This window comes from Borreliella mayonii (genome assembly GCF_001945665.1).
Lineage (GTDB): Bacteria > Spirochaetota > Spirochaetia > Borreliales > Borreliaceae > Borreliella > Borreliella mayonii.
Window position 1 is genome coordinate 1 of the sequence record NZ_CP015785.1, and the last position, 15,163, is coordinate 15,163.

Genomic DNA, 15,163 nt, shown 5'->3' on the forward strand with positions numbered 1-15,163 from the left:
ATTTTATTGACAAAAATATTAGTTTTTGCTATCATACATCTAATTTAATAAAGAGAAGTAAAAAGGTGTGTGATTTAAGAAAAACAAAACTAATAGATAAAATAAGTTCACTAGAACTATACAAATACTCAATATTTTTTAGAAATTACATTGAAAATGTAGCAGAAGATTGTCTCAAGAACGGACTTATTCTTGAGAGTGCTGCCCACAATGTTAGTGAGTTTGAACTTGCTAGGTTAAAAGTACAGCTTAAGAATGCTCTGCTTAATTGTATTATAAGCTACCGTTTTCATGGGATTGGCTATGTTTTAGTAAAAACCAAAGATACCCTAATAGATCTAGAACAACCAGTTAATATAGAATTACCTATTGGTTTTGAATACCTTGATTATGAATATGTAAGAGATTTGGGAGTTGATTTTGATCATATAACCTATAAAGTAAAATCCAACAATAAGAACAATTCTTTAGACGCAGTTAAAATACATAAAAGTCGACTTATCATATATGAAAACTTTGATTATATCTTAAAAAGATATGTTCCGTGCTATACCGAAAGCTTTTTGCTAGATATTTATTTATTTGAAAAGATATACGTTGAAATAGAAAGACGTATTGAAAACCACAATTTTTTGTTTTACAAAGATGAATCTTTAGTACAACTACAAGACGCACTCTCTAGTGCAACAACTTCTTTAAGTGCACTTACTCAGAGCAATAATGATAGGGGAAGTGGCATTTTATCTTCTTTTTTGAGAAAACAAAATTCAAACAATCATAGTAAAGATATTTCTAATTTAAGAAACCTTAATGACTCATTATCACAGGAGCTTGCTAGGCTAAAAAGCAATCTAAATAATGAGGGAATGTTTTATACAGCTACTCCTAGTGCTAGTTTAGAGGTTATTAAATACGATCTTAGCTACTTAAAGGAGGCTTTAGCATTAATTAAGGCAAAAATTGGTGCAGATACTAAAGAGCCCTTAACCAGAAGTTTTAATGAACAGGCTAAAGGACTGGGAAATGATGGTAAAGGTGATAGGAGTAATTATTACGATTTTCTCAAAGGTGTACAAGAACAAGTTGAGAACTCTTGTAATTTAAAACTTACAAAGTATTTTGGACTTGATATGAAGTTTAATTCGCTGATTATGTTAAGTGAAGAACAAAAAGTAGAAAGAGATATAAAGCTAATTGAGCTTTACAGTAAATATAACCAGCTTATACAAAGTAGCTCATTTAATAATGAGGAGCTAGCGATGTTAAAAGAGAAATTATTCTCATTTTGAGAAAAGGAGTTAAAAGATGACTGAGAAAGAAGAAAAAGAAGACCTGCAGGCACAAGATAAAGAAGAGCAGCAAATTAAGGCTGATACTAAAGTTATCAGTGTGCAGGAATTTGAAGAGTACCTGCGTTTTAAAGAGCAGGCAAATAGTAAATCTAAAGAGACAAGTCGAGATTTAAGTATAAATGAACGAATAACAAAAGAACTTGCAGAAGTTGAAGAGCGGGAGCGTATTGAAAAGCAATTGTTACTAGAGGCTGAGCGAATTAATGAAATTGATACACTTGCAAAAGCACATCTTAGCAATCATTTTAACAAAGAGGTGCTACTTGCAAAAGGATATACATTAAAAGACATTATGCAAGCACAACGTAGAGAACTTGTACGCAAGTTCGTTCCAATTGAGCAAATTAAAGCTATTGCCAAAGTATCAGACATAAGTCATATCGATGGAGAGATATTAGAGCAACTTGTTTCTTTAGCAAAAGTGAATATTAAATTAAGAAAAAATGCGAGTAGCAATTCTTCTTCTGTTGATTCTATTAAAGGTAATATTATTGCCAAATCTGAAGATAGAGCAAGTTTGCTTGATTCTAATTTTGTACCAATTAATTTTACAGAATTTGTACAAGCTATAAGTAATACATACAAGCAAAGACGAATTCAATTTTATGAAAATCTAAAAAGACATAAAAGAACAAGTATTGCTTAAAGGAGTTTTTAATGAGTGATATAACAAAAATCAAACAAGAGTTTGATAAAAAAGTTGCAGAAATTCAAGCATTAATGAAAAATCCCCAACAAGACTCAGGATTACTTAGTAATTCTATTGATTTTAGAGACCAAAATCTAATTTTTTCCAATTCTGGTGGGGTTTGCACTAGTAGTAAAGACAAAATAGAGAATTACCCTGCTAAAGGGTATCCGTATAAACGGGGTGTTAAGCTTAGTTTTGGAGATGGAACAACAGAAGTAGAAGTTGAGGCTGGTGGTGGAGACGATTTATATGGAGTGTGTTCCGATATAGATGAGTTTAGCGGTATGGCAACTGTTATACCAATTACAAATAACTTTACTGGGTATTTAACGCTTAAGAAAGAAGGACAAAATGGTGTAAATAATCCAGGAGATAAATTAAATTTTAACCAACATGGGGAACTTGAAAAGGTCACTGGGGCTCAAAAATCTGTTAATGCAATAGCACTTTCAAAGGCACACAAATTAACTGAAGATTTATTTATAGTGCTTGCTAGTGTATTTGGGAATAGAGCAATAAAAGGGTAATAAATTATGGCTTTAAAAGGCAACATGCAAGTAGAAAATCTTGAGGCTGTTGAGGACCCACAGGTAGATTTAGGGGCACAAGTTTCCGCTGCTCCTAGAGCTAAACGGCAAGCAAGACAAGCTGAGGATGCACAAGGGGAAGATCCCTATTTGGAGGCAATTAACGAGCTTGATGATGTCCTTTTGAAATTCAAGAAATATGTAAAATCGATGAGCTTAATTGAAAATAAGGTTTTTGGCGGTTTAAGTAGTTGTTTTAAATCTAAGAATGAGCGAGTTGATGCATATTCATTTGCATGTTCAAGTTATACAGACAAAATAGAGGAATACCTTTACGACCCAGCAAATAGTTTTCCATACAAGCGTGGGGTTAAACTTGTTCCAAAAGAGAACTCTATATATGTAGAAGTTGGAGCTGATACTGATATGTATGGGATATGTGTAGATGTATGTGAGTTTAGTTGTACCGCGTATGTATTGCTAATTACTAACAATTTTGAAGGGTACCTTGTCACAAGGAATCCAAGTATAAAAATAGGAGAAATCCTAGACATAAATAATAACGGTGTTATTATCAAGGCTGGAGGTGGGCCACCAACCGCAATTAACATATATGCTCTATCTGATTCATTTACAATCAATTTTGCACCCGAAGATGGAAATCAAGATCAAAATAGATATCCTAGGCAAGAGTATTCTATTAATTTGATAAAAGTTGCAATTTTTGGAAATAGAGGCCTTGAGAAGATAGTAATACCTGATGGTGGTTAAACTTTGGGCGAATAAAAGGAGGTAAATAAATGGGAGATACAACGCAATTAGTAAAAGAGTATCAAGAGAAAAGAAGTAAACTGGAAAAGTTTATGAAAAATCCCCAACATGACGCTAGTTTGCTTAGCAATTCTAATGAATTTAGAGACAAAAATGTAGAATTTTTTGCTTCTGGAGGCACTAGAACTAATAAGTTTGACAAATTGGAAAATCATCCATTTTTGGGGTATCCGTACAAGCGTGGAGTAAAAAGAGTTATTCAAGAGGCTCAAGATAATCAAAGTCACTATGAGCCACATGTTGAGGCTGGTGGAGGTGAAGACTTATATGGAATATGCATTGACATAGATGAGTTTAGTAAAATAGCTACTATTGTGCCAATTACCAATAATTTTGAAGGATATTTAGTAGCAAAAGATTCTACGGTTAAAGTAAAAGACAAACTTGTTTTTAATAAAGACGGTGCTCTTGAAAAGGTGACTGGAGCACCAAATAAAGCAACTATTAATGCAACAGCATTGTCTGATGCAAAACAAATTAGCAATGAGGTTTATTTAGTAAAAGTAGCTGTATTTGGGAATAAAGCTATGAGTAGAAATTAATAATATTTAGGAGGATTTAATATGGAATTATTTGATGAAAATTATTATGCAAAAGCTGTGGCAAATATCATAGGAGAAGTTAAAGATCCTATTATGTATAAATGGTTTTCACCTGATCAAATTGAAGATGTTGATCTACAAATGGGATATCAAAAAACGGTAAAATGGGACGCGTTTTTAAATGCTAATCCTACAACAATTGCCGATGAGGTTAATACTATCTCAACTATTGGATTTAGTTCTGAAGTGGTAAGACTTAATTATTTAAAATTACAGTATAAATTCAGACATTTAAAGCAGACTTCTGAGAAATTTTATACTTCAGATTCATATATTGGGGACATTAATAATAATTTACTCCCTTTTGCTCAAGCGTATAAGCTTGCAAGTAGTGAAATTATCAAACTTATTAATCACTTTGTATTAACCGGGACTGTTTCGATTCAAAAAGATGGGAAAAATCAAAAACGCCTACTTCCCAATATGTATGGACTACTTAATATGCCTGAGCAGATAAAAGAAGAAGTTGCTAGTGCTGATAAAGATAAAATGGATAAAATCTTTGAAAAAATTGAGGCTGGACTTTCAAAGTTGGAACTGGGCGACGAATTTTCCACCCCGATGATGGTAATAGTTGACCCAGCAACTTCACTTAAACTAGTAAAACCATACGCAGCAGCACAGGGTGTAGCAAGTAGTTGTGAAAAATGGGAAGACGTTTTGATTCAAACCATTAAGGCTATTAATAATAGAGAAGATGTTTACATTGAGACTTCAAACTTGCTAAAACATAAAATACTCATTTATCCACTCAATTCAGAACTTATTAAATTTAAACCTAGTAAGTATATGCTACCTACACCGAATGAACAAGTTGATAAAGACTCAACCGATGTAGCTCATTCATACATTGATTTTGTTTTAGGTGGTCTACTTGCTACTAGAAAAACTATTTTGCAAGTTAACATAAAGCAAAGTTAAAAGTATAAGGTAAGTGAAAATGAGTGAACAAGAAAACTTACAAACACAAGTTGTGGGAGAAGAAGAACTTTTAGTAACAAAACTCCATTCAGAAGTGTTATTGCTATTAGGAATAGACAAATTTGCCCTAAGCAGGCAAAATTTTCTACTTCATTTATCCTTACTTCAAGCTATTCTAGTAACACGCGGTATTGATGCTAGTTCACTTACATATGAACAAATATTTTTACTTACTTTCTACCATATGGGTTGTCAATTAAGAAAACAGGGAGTTGTTCGAGAATTTGAATTTGATAGGATCAAAAAAGAGAAATTCAATGAACTTGAACTTGATTATTATCCTAGTAGCAGTGGAGGCGAAGAAGGCGGCGAGGGGGGTTGTGGCTCAAACAAGAATTTTTGTTCACAACTTGATGCATTTTTAGAAAAACTAAAAAGAGAAACTTCAACGCCATCTTGTGTGGGGGTTGTCTAATGAATGGTGTTAGAAAAAGACTTTCAGATATGTCTTTCCGCATGATCAACGTATTTAAGGATCCTCAACCTTTAAGGTTTTATAAAGGCACTGTTGTTAAACTTGAAAACGATTCTTCTTATCAGAGAGTTTTTGATAAAAATAAGTACACTGAATTTGCAGGAGTTATTATTGACATAAGGCCACAAGAACTTGCAGTGCTTTATGACTCTGATATGTCTGATATTCAAGGATATTCCAAACTTTACACATATCAAGACCTTAACTATGAACTAAAAGACCGCATATCAATTTCGGATTTAATTTACTTTGAAATATTTAGTATTGACTCTTCAATCGGATATTTTACTTTGGTTTTAAAGGAGTTTATATGGACAAACTAGAGTTTAAAATGGAATTGGAAATTGGGTGGTTTGGTGGTCGTGCAGGGATTGCTAGAATGCATGAAAAAGGGGGTAGCAATTTACCAGCAAGAAAACATTTAACCAAAATTGCTGGTAGTTCTGAATTTAGAGAATATATCAATAATAGTTATATAAATTCTAAGTTTAATCTTGACCCCAAATCGGGAATGGAGGCTATTGGACAAGCTTTTATAAGGTACTATGGAAATTATCTATTATCAGCACAAGTCTCTCCAGCCTTAAAGGCTAATACAATCAAAAGTAAGTTTAAAAAGGGTAGTAACACCGCAGCAATTCCACTTGTTGATACAGCCAAAATGTTATCCGAGATTACTTATAAGGTAACACTTGAATGATTTTTACTTTAGATATGGTTTTAAACCATTTAACTCAAATATTCAAAGGGTTTAAGGCGTATGCAACTGAAAATAATTTTGAGTGCGATATCATAAATACTTACAATCACCCGTACCTTTCAAAAATCACAGCTGCTAGCTCAAATATAATAGCATTGAAATTTGATGGTACAGAAAATCTATTTGATCATAATTCTAGAGCCGGTGCATTTTATGAAAATGCTTTGGAATTCAGTTTAAATTTTCAAATATATATTATTGCTATAGTGTTAAACGCTCAAGATTTTGACGCTAATTCACGTATGTTAATGCTTTATGGTATGCTTAGCAATTTCCTACATAATAAAGCCCATAAGTATACTTTAGAAAGTCAATCACAACCCGAATATATTAGTAAAATTAATTTCTACATTTACCCAACATCTAATATGCAAACAGTTGGGCTAATTAATTTAGGCACAAAATATAGCAACCATGCATACAGTGCATCTATAGCATTTAATGCTAGTGTAAAAGCAATCGAAATTTTAAAGGAGGAATACGAAATTGCCGCAAGATACAATTAGTGTAAGTTTAGTTGACTCTAGAATTCAAGCTAGTAGGCCCAATTATTATAATCCACTTTTGGTTTACAAAACAGCTAAAATCAAAGTTAATAAAGATGCTGCTAACTTTGTAACATTGAATTTAACCGTTAATAACTATGAAAAACAAATTGAAACTTTGGAAAAAGATAATGGGAATGGACAAGATCAGTTTGGAAAAGAAAAGACACTACTTAAAACCGCAATGTCTAATTTTTTCAATTCAAGTGAAGAATCATTAAAATCCGCTGTTCTTTTTATTTATAAGGATAAACCTGAAGAGTTAAAAAAATATCTTAAAGTACATAGACACACTTTTGTTGTACTTATTAATACTGAGGGTGATAATTCCGATGATGGACTTAAGATTTACAAAGATGATTATGATAAATTTAAAACACCTTCAATTTTTTTTGTATTCTCAACTAAAGAACAAGAAATAAAAGAACTTTTCAAGGATAAAAGCAATACTGAAAAAGAAAGAAATATTGTTGTTTACAGTAACAATAAAGACAATTTACACCTTAAATTTATAAGTCAATATCTGCATCAAGCTAGCATTTTCCATGCTGTAAATCCTTATGGTATGCCACTGGCTGCTACACCGCTTGTTGACGACACTGTAATTGGAAAGTTACGAACTGCAAAAATTAATTTTTATACACTTCTTAATGAAACGGGTCTTGATGGTATGCCTGCTTTTAAAGAGGGGGTTGATCTAGCTGGAGGTGCAATAGACGAGCAGTTTACATATCACTATATAAAAAATGAAGCAATTATTGAGCTTATTAGAATTTGGAATAAAAACAATAGACAAAACAGCAAATTATCTGCACTGCAACTTAGTGGGGCTAGAGATAATGCATATACTTCAGCAATTGAGTGTCTACTTAAGAGATTTATAGATAGAGGGCTGATTATACTGTATAAAAATTTAAGTCTTACTATTTCTCCTACACCACAACTTAAATTAGAACTTAGTGTGAATATTACTTATAACTTTAGCATTAATGCTGTTGCTTTAGTAATTACTACTCAAGATATAGTTGATTATCAAAATAGTTTAAGTGCCTAAAAGGGGGTTTAAAAAATGCAATTTTATGATTTAAGAGAAGTTTATTTTTCAATTGGTGGTACACAGTTACATAGTGGCAAACTAGAGCTTACAAGCGAGCCTACAACAAGAGCAGTGATTAGTAGTGAAGATAAAGGTATGCCTGTAATAAGCTTAAGAGATCCCAAAACGATAACTTATGTTTTTAACATTGAAGTAACTTTGGGTAGTCAAGACTACATTTTGTTAACTGAACTTTCGGATGAACAGTTTTACAACATGGATGTGAGAAAAGATGATAAAATGCTTGATTTAGCATTCAATGATAGAATTGCTACCAAAATTATTTCTAACTATGCAATTTTTACTGAAGAACCGTCAAGAAGTTATTCTGCTGAGGCTGAAAAAGTATCTTTTGAAATTAGGGCTATTAATTGCCAAAAAACTAAACCAAACAACACTTAAAAGGAGAGTCTTATTATGATAATGAGATATAAAATGAAAATTTTAACTAAAAATAAAACTTATGAATATCCACTGAGAGTACTTCCGGTCTATGAATGGGATAGAATACTCGGATTTAATCAAAGTTACGCTGTTTTAAAGCTTAATGAGGTTAAATTCTTAAGAGAAATCACAAGCTTAATGATAAGTCCAAAATTTTTAGACGAATTCTATGTGATTTTGGATCAAAATAGAGAATTTATTTCTTATTATAAAGATTATCTTGTTGCAATAATTTACACTGCACAATTTAATACTTTTCATTTAGACAATGATCTTAAAAAACCTGCTTTAGTATATCTAAGTGAATATGAAAATAATGTTGGTGACTTTGTTACTTTTGACTATATCAATGAAAACTTTGATTATGAAAAAGTAGCCACTTCGCTTTCATCAATTACATCAAATTCCAATGATCTGGTTGCTAAATGAGCAAAAGAAATAGAGATATTGATAAAGCTATTGCAAGTCTTAATGAGACTAGAAAAAAGTATTTTAACTTGCTTGACGAGATTAAGAACGATAAATACTATTTTCCAGTAATTATGAATATTTGCTCATATGATGATGTAAAGAAGTTGCCTTATGACGAGCTTTTAGAGGTCAATAGACTTGCTGATATTAAATTAGAAAAAGAATTGTATGAGTTGATTCTGGGCAAGTGAGGGCTTAGTGAGCGACAAATTCACCATTAAATTTAAGGGAATTCTTGATCATGCTGCAACAAAAAAGGCTATTGAACAAGATATTTCCAAAATGGAAAAATATCTTAAACCCAAAAAATCCAGTTTGGGAAGTACTAAAGATATTGTAAAAAATAATTTGTCGGACAAGAAAAAAGAACTTAACAGACAATCTAAATTCGAAAGCTTAAGGGAGCGTGTTGAGAAATATAGACTTTCGCAAACCAAAAAGCTTATGAAACAGGGTATGGGGTTTGAGAAAGCAAGAAAAGAAGCGTTCAAAAGATCTTTGATGTCTGATAGAGACAAAAGACGTCTTGAGTATAAAGAACTTGCAAAAGAATCAAAAGCAAAAAGTAAAATGTTAGCGGCCTCTCAAGGAAAAGGACTTGTTGCCAAAATTGCAATAGGTAGTGCCCTGGGAAATATCATTGGCAATGCTATGAGTAAAGTTGGTGGTGGGCTAATTGGGTTTTTGTATGGTTTTATGAAAAAATCAGTTGAAAATGAATCCAAGCAAAAGAAACTACAACAACTCAATAATGTGTTTTACAGTGACAAAGAACGTAATAAAATTTGGGATGCCATTAAGGAAATGAAAGGATTTGAACGCAATTTAGAAAAAGAAGATTTGTTGCGAACAGCAAGTGTGCTTAAAGGCCATATCAGAGAATTAAAACTTAATGATGAAGAGGGAGAGAACGTATTAAATGCAACAAAACTAGCAGCTATGTTTAGAAGCACAGGGCTTGTTGGTGATAACGAAAGTGCTGTTGAAGTTGTTTCAAAAATACTTAAAGGGGAACTTACAGAAGCTTTTAATATATTGAAACCCATAGACAAATTTGGAGAAAAATATCTAGAAGCCATGAAAAACAAGTTAGAGTTTCTAACTCAAGAGGGAGGGAAAAAAAAGCTAAGGCCAGAGATAATTGCAGACTTAATAAAAGATATATCATCTTTGAAGATAATGGGTCATTCCGATGAACTTTCTTCAGCTAAAAGTAAATTAGACAAAATAGAGCAAAGTCTTGAAAAGACAACCAGCAAAGTTTTGATGCCGGTGATTGGCAAAATAACCGATATTATTGATAATGTTATGGATTTTGATTTTAACAAAATCATAGAAAAAGTCGTTGATGGCATACGTGATGGGTTAAGTGGTGCTCTTAACGGAATAAAAAACGCTGCCAGCTCAGCTATTAATACTGCCAAAGAGAATCTCAACAAAGCGTGGGAATACCTTACTGGAAAGGGCAATAATAACACCGGGGGTGATGATTTAGGCAATTTTAAATAAAAAGGAAATTCTATGGATATTAAAAATGAAAATATTATCAATATTAATATTGAAAAGAAAAAATTCGAGGAAAAAATCGAGGATATTGAAAAGAAAGAATTCGGGGAGATTACTCGAATAATAAGAGATGTAATAACTCAAATATTTGCTCTTTTCGGAGCAGATAATTTTTTAGTGTTATTCCCAAGAATGGATTTAAAAGGTTTTGGATATGTTCCTCAATTGTTTTTTATAAAACCAAAAACCGAACTCATAACACGCACTTACAATACTAGTTGTTCTAAAAGACCAGTTATCAACTATTACGATAGAAAAGCGGAATATGTAAGCTACAATCCAGTAATGACTGGTGAAAATATCTCATTAAATGGTGGGGTATTAACCTCACTATATAAAGAAATGCTTTCTTTGCTCAAAATGACTGTTTTTGGCAATACTATGCTACGTTTTGACGTGCATCTTGCAAAAGAACAACTAGCAAACAGACTTCAAGCTCAAGTTCCCTTTAGTATCTACAGTCCAACTTTTGGCCTTAAAGAATTAGCTGTAATTACAAGTCTTTCGTTTAAGGATGTTCCTTTCATTGATGAAGTTGAAGTTAGTCTATCAATAGAAATTGTAAAAACATTTGAATTGGAAAAATATAAAGGATAATTAATGTTGCTACTACAATATGATTTTAAAATTGAATTTTACAAATCAAAACAACCCTTAGAAAAGGATACAAGCTCTGGAGATTCTTTAATTGAAGAAACTCCTAAAATTATAATAAATACACAACATGGAATTCATATTGATATTACCATATCTAATGAGTTTTCAAATTATAATTTTGTAAAATCTAAACGAACAAAAATTGTACTTTGGAATTTGCCCCTAGACTTCACCAACGACATTGAAGTAGGAGATATAGTAAAAATATATTATAAGAAATTTGCTCATGAAAAAAATTTTGATTTCATAATGTCGGGATATTTAGGAACTCCTATGAGCACTGATTATCCTGGTGGTGATTTTAGTGTTGAGCTTGACGTTCGGTTAGCGGTTAGTAGCAACTTCTTTAATCGAAAATTAGAGAACAAAAACTTTAAGGGAAAAACGGTGCAAGAGGCAATAGAATCTGTATTTCCCAATCGTAATATCCTTAATATGGATGAAAAAGATTATCTTAAAATCATTGACAAAGATATTTATGCCACAACACCAAAAGAATTTGTTGACAAAATAAAAGGAATATATATTCATGACGTAATAGCTGATATTGGCGGTGATAGCTTTGATGTTGAATGTAATTTTATATTTACTAATGATAGAACAATTCAAGAAGATGAAAATTACAAGGCTTTAGAAGATTATGGACTTGAATTCATTCCACAACAAGAAATTGCTATTGAGGGCGAATACAAGATAAGACGTGTATATTGGAACACACAAACATTTTACACACATAAACTAAAAATTGGTGATAAAGTTTCATTTATTGATGGGCTAGGAAAAATGATAAAAACCACCATAAAAGAAACAAGTGCAAGACTTAGCAACGCAGGAGAGTGTTCATTAATACTTAAATTAAAGGATGATTCTAATGATTCTGATTAAATGTATAAAGTAAAGGGGATTAAAATGACTAAAGACTATAAAATTTACAGAATGAACCAGCGTCTTTATGGACATGCTTTAGCACAAGAGGACGTTAAAAATTGGATTTATTCAAACATTTTTATAATTAAAATTGGCACTGTAAAGGAGTTTAAACAACAAACTCAAGAGGCTATTGTTACAATACCCGAATTTGAAGATTTAGAAATTCACACAAAAAATATATCTAATATCAGTTTAGAACTATCAAAAGGTGATAACGTTTTACTGCTTCAATCAAGCGTTAATATTTTTGATAAAAATAATGATATCCACTTTGACAAACATCATTTTTATATACTTAGTGCAATTAGCCCAAAGACTTTAAATCTAATCTCTGATACTGTTAAAATTAGAGCGAATAATAAAATTGAAATAGCAAACCAAACAACTAGCTTAAAAAAAATTCTAGATAATATTGTTAGTGCTATCAATGGTATAAAAATTATAGGGGACTCAGTAATTGACGAATCAAGCTTAAAAATAGCAACCGCTCAAATTAATTCTGATATTAATAGTTTGTTTAAGTAATTTTTGCTAAATATGGTATAATTACTAGTATGGATTTAAGATTAGGCAATAATTTTGAATTGGTATTTAATAACGATTTATCACTTGTTGATGGAATTGATGAACAAAAACAAAGATTTTTGATATTTTTAAAAACCTTAAGGGGTAGTTTAAGCTATGCTCCTCATTGGGGACTGGACTATTTCTTGCTTTTAAAGCTGTTAAAAATTAACAATCTTCACGCTGTAAAAAATTATTTTCATGAAATATCTAAAGAGCTTAACTTAGATTTAATAAATATTTCAACTACTATACAAGACAACAAAGCACACATATCCTTTTTTTTCTCCGGCGATGTTTTGAATATGGAGTTTAATTTATGAGCATAGTTTTTGATTCTGATTTTGGCATTTTAAAACGTACAATTAAGGATATTGTAAGATCGAAAAGAGAATATTTGCGTGTAAATTATGGGATTAATATTGATGATAACCAAAGCTCAATTTATAACATTATTGCGTCTTCTTTAGCATTAATTGAAGAAGAAATAATTGATGAGCTTAATCTCTTTTTTTCTAAAATGAAACCAGGTGGTACTTATTGGGCTGCTATTGAAGAACACATTTCTTCTAAAAGCACAACTTACAGTGCGGTTCGCACGGCTTTACTTAATCTTGATGGGGTTGAGTACACTAATATTAAAAGTGCAGCTGGTAAAGCCAACATATATCTAATTCTAAAGGAAACTTTACTAGACACTAGTAAATCTAACATTAATAGTCCTGAATTTAAAGCAAAACTTTGGGAAACATTATATCTAACAACTCCTAGTGGTACTTTACTTGAGGGAGACATAGAAATTGATGGTCTCAATTCAACTGGACAACGTAAATCCTATAAAATATCACTAGGGAAAAGAAAATATGTTTACATGAAAGTAAAGTATAAACTTGACCTTAAAAACTATCTCTACTTAAACATAGACTCTCAAATTAGGGACATTTATTCTAGGATTATTTCAAACAACTATTCTGATATGGGAATTAGCTTTGAATATCAAGACTTTTTTGCTCCAGTTAATGAAGTTAAAGGAATTAAGTTTATGGAAATAAGTGCTTGTATTAAAGATACAGACCCTGAGAGTATTACAAAAATTGGTGATAGCGATTTTAAAAAAAATCAAGATATTGCCATTAATGATGACACAATGCTACTTTTCAATACGACAGATAGATTGCTTATTGATATTGGATAGTTAACAAATATGAAAATACCCAATCTTTTCAAAAACACCGAAATTCATAAATTTATACGTACAGAAACAGAATATGCACAAGCATTGCTTAATGAACTTAAGTCTCTTAATTCCAACTTCATATCCATTAATGTAATAGAAAATATAAAATCAAGATATATTGCGATATGGATATCTCAAGTTTTATCTATCTTTTATGCAAAAACTCAAACTTTACAAAGTATTACAAGCAATATTAATAGTGTTATTTTTGCTTTACGTCATATTGGCACTGACGAGTCATTTAGACTGATTTTCAAGACCTTTTTAAATGTGGACATTGAAGTTACTACTCCTGAAGCTGGGGTTATTGATATCTCTTTAAAAGGGGTAATAAAAACAAACTTTACTACCTTCATTTCGCCTAGCACCGAAAAAGGAAAACGACTAAAAAAGATAATTCTTAGAGAAAAGAAGCCGGGATACGCTGCATCTAAAAAAGCTTTAGTATTTAACTCACTTCCTAAAGGCTATGATCATTCAATTTATGCTTTTATAAAGGGAATTATTCCTATTGGTAGAGTTCTCAAAATTAATAATACAGATGGTAACAATATTATAACTTTTAACAACTAAGGAGGTTTTATGGCTGATGATCAAGAAAAATTACTAATTGATGAAGAAGAAACGGTTCAAATAAAAGATTTAAATAAAGTTACGACCGTTAACAATACTGATCTTTTACTGTTTGATGATGGAGCTGCAAGCAGTAATGCTATCACCTTTAAAAACTTCTTAAAAACCATTAATCACCAAACATTTAAAGGCGAAGAACTAGGCTATTTTAAAGATATAATTAAATCTACAATCGCTACTGAACTTGCAGCCGATAAAGATTTTATAAAAAGCATTTACGATTTAATCGTTGACAAGCTAATTGAGAATGAATCTAGTAAACTTTCAAATCTTTTTAGTAAAATTAAATCTCGTCTTACAGATAACATATCATCAGCCACTTTATCTAAAAATGATGATCTTTTGACAATGTCTTCTAGCAGTATTCAAAAAACACCTATCCCGGAACAATTGTTAGGGGTACCATCAGATTTTCAAAGTTCTTATGATTTTACTAGAAATACAATAATTTATCCTCGTGACTACAAGAATCACCGCGTAATCATTGATCTGGAAGACTATAATGATGTGGATCTCATTTTTTACAAAAGTGATGATGATCCCATTTATCTTGATTTCCAAGTTGATGTAGAATCCTTTGGCGAGGGTAAAACATTGAGTTTAAGATATTCTGATGAACGTGAAAAAAACACTATTTATTCACGTAATAGTTCTAGTACTAGAAGAATAACTTTTAGCATTCCTTTATATAAAGGATGGTATGTTCAAAAAAGAGCATACTCATCAGGGAATCCCATTCCGGTTCTTTTAAAACTGTAAACTTTTTAGCAAAAATTGTGATTTTGGTATATAATATACGTA

22 protein-coding genes are annotated in these 15,163 nt (G+C 31.4%); all 22 read left to right on the forward strand.

Going from position 1 to position 15,163, the window contains the following annotated elements; translation table 11 throughout:
• The first annotated feature begins 65 nt into the window (after window positions 1-65).
• From Bmayo_RS05015 to Bmayo_RS05120, 22 genes are read left to right on the forward strand one after another with little or no spacing between them, the layout of a single operon-like run.
• A complete protein-coding gene (locus Bmayo_RS05015) occupies window positions 66-1,289 on the forward strand; it encodes a phage portal protein (RefSeq protein ID WP_075552648.1) in 1,224 nt (407 codons plus the stop codon).
• Between the two features lie 16 nt (window positions 1,290-1,305).
• Window positions 1,306-1,998: a DUF1357 family protein gene (locus Bmayo_RS05020; protein ID WP_014540032.1), complete on the forward strand. Its 693-nt coding sequence runs from the start codon at window positions 1,306-1,308 to the stop codon at window positions 1,996-1,998.
• 11 nt (window positions 1,999-2,009) lie between these two features.
• Window positions 2,010-2,570 carry a DUF228 domain-containing protein gene (locus Bmayo_RS05025; protein WP_075552628.1) on the forward strand — a complete coding sequence of 187 codons (561 nt, stop codon included), beginning with the start codon at window positions 2,010-2,012 and terminating at the stop codon, window positions 2,568-2,570.
• 6 nt (window positions 2,571-2,576) lie between these two features.
• A complete protein-coding gene (locus tag Bmayo_RS05030) occupies window positions 2,577-3,341 on the forward strand; it encodes a DUF228 domain-containing protein (protein ID WP_075552629.1) in 765 nt (254 codons plus the stop codon).
• Window positions 3,342-3,370: 29 nt separating this feature from the next.
• Window positions 3,371-3,943, forward strand: a complete 573-nt coding sequence (locus tag Bmayo_RS05035) for a DUF228 domain-containing protein (RefSeq protein WP_075552630.1) — start codon at window positions 3,371-3,373, stop codon at window positions 3,941-3,943.
• A gap of 21 nt (window positions 3,944-3,964) precedes the next feature.
• The gene (locus Bmayo_RS05040; protein WP_075552631.1) at window positions 3,965-4,924 is read left to right on the forward strand and encodes a hypothetical protein; all 960 of its coding nucleotides are present in this window, start codon (window positions 3,965-3,967) and stop codon (window positions 4,922-4,924) included.
• A 19-nt stretch (window positions 4,925-4,943) separates the two neighbouring features.
• Window positions 4,944-5,399 (forward strand): DUF3890 domain-containing protein, encoded by a 456-nt coding sequence (locus tag Bmayo_RS05045; protein WP_002658728.1) that lies wholly within the window; start codon window positions 4,944-4,946, stop codon window positions 5,397-5,399.
• Window positions 5,399-5,782: a DUF1506 family protein gene (locus Bmayo_RS05050; RefSeq protein ID WP_002658726.1), complete on the forward strand. Its 384-nt coding sequence runs from the start codon at window positions 5,399-5,401 to the stop codon at window positions 5,780-5,782. The genes Bmayo_RS05045 and Bmayo_RS05050 overlap by 1 nt, the downstream gene beginning before the upstream one ends.
• Complete coding sequence (locus Bmayo_RS05055; protein WP_002658723.1) at window positions 5,770-6,159, forward strand: hypothetical protein; 390 nt, start codon at window positions 5,770-5,772, stop codon at window positions 6,157-6,159. Before Bmayo_RS05050 ends, Bmayo_RS05055 begins: the two co-directional genes overlap by 13 nt.
• The gene (locus Bmayo_RS05060) at window positions 6,156-6,725 is read left to right on the forward strand and encodes a DUF764 family protein (protein ID WP_015056277.1); all 570 of its coding nucleotides are present in this window, start codon (window positions 6,156-6,158) and stop codon (window positions 6,723-6,725) included. The genes Bmayo_RS05055 and Bmayo_RS05060 overlap by 4 nt, the downstream gene beginning before the upstream one ends.
• On the forward strand, window positions 6,706-7,818 hold the full coding sequence (locus tag Bmayo_RS05065; protein ID WP_015056283.1) for a DUF787 family protein: 1,113 nt from the start codon (window positions 6,706-6,708) through the stop codon (window positions 7,816-7,818). Before Bmayo_RS05060 ends, Bmayo_RS05065 begins: the two co-directional genes overlap by 20 nt.
• 15 nt (window positions 7,819-7,833) lie before the next feature.
• Window positions 7,834-8,262: a DUF1463 domain-containing protein gene (locus Bmayo_RS05070; RefSeq protein ID WP_015056273.1), complete on the forward strand. Its 429-nt coding sequence runs from the start codon at window positions 7,834-7,836 to the stop codon at window positions 8,260-8,262.
• A gap of 15 nt (window positions 8,263-8,277) precedes the next feature.
• A complete protein-coding gene (locus Bmayo_RS05075) occupies window positions 8,278-8,733 on the forward strand; it encodes a DUF1473 family protein (RefSeq protein ID WP_075552632.1) in 456 nt (151 codons plus the stop codon).
• Complete coding sequence (locus Bmayo_RS05080) at window positions 8,730-8,966, forward strand: DUF1322 family protein (RefSeq protein WP_075552633.1); 237 nt, start codon at window positions 8,730-8,732, stop codon at window positions 8,964-8,966. The genes Bmayo_RS05075 and Bmayo_RS05080 overlap by 4 nt, the downstream gene beginning before the upstream one ends.
• 7 nt (window positions 8,967-8,973) lie before the next feature.
• Window positions 8,974-10,284: a DUF759 family protein gene (locus Bmayo_RS05085; protein WP_075552634.1), complete on the forward strand. Its 1,311-nt coding sequence runs from the start codon at window positions 8,974-8,976 to the stop codon at window positions 10,282-10,284.
• Window positions 10,285-10,296: 12 nt separating this feature from the next.
• Window positions 10,297-10,938, forward strand: a complete 642-nt coding sequence (locus tag Bmayo_RS05090) for a DUF792 family protein (protein ID WP_012665083.1) — start codon at window positions 10,297-10,299, stop codon at window positions 10,936-10,938.
• A gap of 3 nt (window positions 10,939-10,941) precedes the next feature.
• Complete coding sequence (locus tag Bmayo_RS05095; RefSeq protein ID WP_075552635.1) at window positions 10,942-11,883, forward strand: DUF693 family protein; 942 nt, start codon at window positions 10,942-10,944, stop codon at window positions 11,881-11,883.
• 24 nt (window positions 11,884-11,907) lie between these two features.
• Window positions 11,908-12,453, forward strand: coding sequence for a DUF777 family protein (locus Bmayo_RS05100; protein WP_012665148.1), 546 nt, complete (start codon window positions 11,908-11,910; stop codon window positions 12,451-12,453).
• Between the two features lie 29 nt (window positions 12,454-12,482).
• Window positions 12,483-12,815: a DUF2634 domain-containing protein gene (locus tag Bmayo_RS05105; RefSeq protein WP_002658459.1), complete on the forward strand. Its 333-nt coding sequence runs from the start codon at window positions 12,483-12,485 to the stop codon at window positions 12,813-12,815.
• Window positions 12,812-13,687 (forward strand): DUF276 domain-containing protein, encoded by an 876-nt coding sequence (locus Bmayo_RS05110; protein WP_075552636.1) that lies wholly within the window; start codon window positions 12,812-12,814, stop codon window positions 13,685-13,687. Before Bmayo_RS05105 ends, Bmayo_RS05110 begins: the two co-directional genes overlap by 4 nt.
• 9 nt (window positions 13,688-13,696) lie before the next feature.
• Window positions 13,697-14,302, forward strand: a complete 606-nt coding sequence (locus Bmayo_RS05115; protein ID WP_010258436.1) for a DUF735 family protein — start codon at window positions 13,697-13,699, stop codon at window positions 14,300-14,302.
• A gap of 9 nt (window positions 14,303-14,311) precedes the next feature.
• Entirely contained in the window at window positions 14,312-15,121 is an 810-nt protein-coding gene (locus tag Bmayo_RS05120) for a DUF685 domain-containing protein (RefSeq protein ID WP_075552637.1), read from the forward strand.
• Window positions 15,122-15,163: the final 42 nt, after the last annotated feature.

Excerpts from the sequence above, each read along its gene's own strand:
- Bmayo_RS05020 (WP_014540032.1), top strand. The coding sequence starts at position 1,306 with ATGACTGAGAAAGAAGAAAAAGAAGACCTGCAGGCACAAGATAAAGAA.
- Bmayo_RS05025 (WP_075552628.1), top strand. The coding sequence starts at position 2,010 with ATGAGTGATATAACAAAAATCAAACAAGAGTTTGATAAAAAAGTTGCA.
- Bmayo_RS05030 (WP_075552629.1), top strand. The coding sequence starts at position 2,577 with ATGGCTTTAAAAGGCAACATGCAAGTAGAAAATCTTGAGGCTGTTGAG.
- Bmayo_RS05035 (WP_075552630.1), top strand. The coding sequence starts at position 3,371 with ATGGGAGATACAACGCAATTAGTAAAAGAGTATCAAGAGAAAAGAAGT.
- Bmayo_RS05040 (WP_075552631.1), top strand. The coding sequence starts at position 3,965 with ATGGAATTATTTGATGAAAATTATTATGCAAAAGCTGTGGCAAATATC.
- Bmayo_RS05045 (WP_002658728.1), top strand. The coding sequence starts at position 4,944 with ATGAGTGAACAAGAAAACTTACAAACACAAGTTGTGGGAGAAGAAGAA.
- Bmayo_RS05050 (WP_002658726.1), top strand. The coding sequence starts at position 5,399 with ATGAATGGTGTTAGAAAAAGACTTTCAGATATGTCTTTCCGCATGATC.
- Bmayo_RS05055 (WP_002658723.1), top strand. The coding sequence starts at position 5,770 with ATGGACAAACTAGAGTTTAAAATGGAATTGGAAATTGGGTGGTTTGGT.
- Bmayo_RS05060 (WP_015056277.1), top strand. The coding sequence starts at position 6,156 with ATGATTTTTACTTTAGATATGGTTTTAAACCATTTAACTCAAATATTC.
- Bmayo_RS05070 (WP_015056273.1), top strand. The coding sequence starts at position 7,834 with ATGCAATTTTATGATTTAAGAGAAGTTTATTTTTCAATTGGTGGTACA.
- Bmayo_RS05075 (WP_075552632.1), top strand. The coding sequence starts at position 8,278 with ATGATAATGAGATATAAAATGAAAATTTTAACTAAAAATAAAACTTAT.
- Bmayo_RS05080 (WP_075552633.1), top strand. The coding sequence starts at position 8,730 with ATGAGCAAAAGAAATAGAGATATTGATAAAGCTATTGCAAGTCTTAAT.
- Bmayo_RS05090 (WP_012665083.1), top strand. The coding sequence starts at position 10,297 with ATGGATATTAAAAATGAAAATATTATCAATATTAATATTGAAAAGAAA.
- Bmayo_RS05095 (WP_075552635.1), top strand. The coding sequence starts at position 10,942 with ATGTTGCTACTACAATATGATTTTAAAATTGAATTTTACAAATCAAAA.
- Bmayo_RS05100 (WP_012665148.1), top strand. The coding sequence starts at position 11,908 with ATGACTAAAGACTATAAAATTTACAGAATGAACCAGCGTCTTTATGGA.
- Bmayo_RS05105 (WP_002658459.1), top strand. The coding sequence starts at position 12,483 with ATGGATTTAAGATTAGGCAATAATTTTGAATTGGTATTTAATAACGAT.
- Bmayo_RS05110 (WP_075552636.1), top strand. The coding sequence starts at position 12,812 with ATGAGCATAGTTTTTGATTCTGATTTTGGCATTTTAAAACGTACAATT.
- Bmayo_RS05115 (WP_010258436.1), top strand. The coding sequence starts at position 13,697 with ATGAAAATACCCAATCTTTTCAAAAACACCGAAATTCATAAATTTATA.
- Bmayo_RS05120 (WP_075552637.1), top strand. The coding sequence starts at position 14,312 with ATGGCTGATGATCAAGAAAAATTACTAATTGATGAAGAAGAAACGGTT.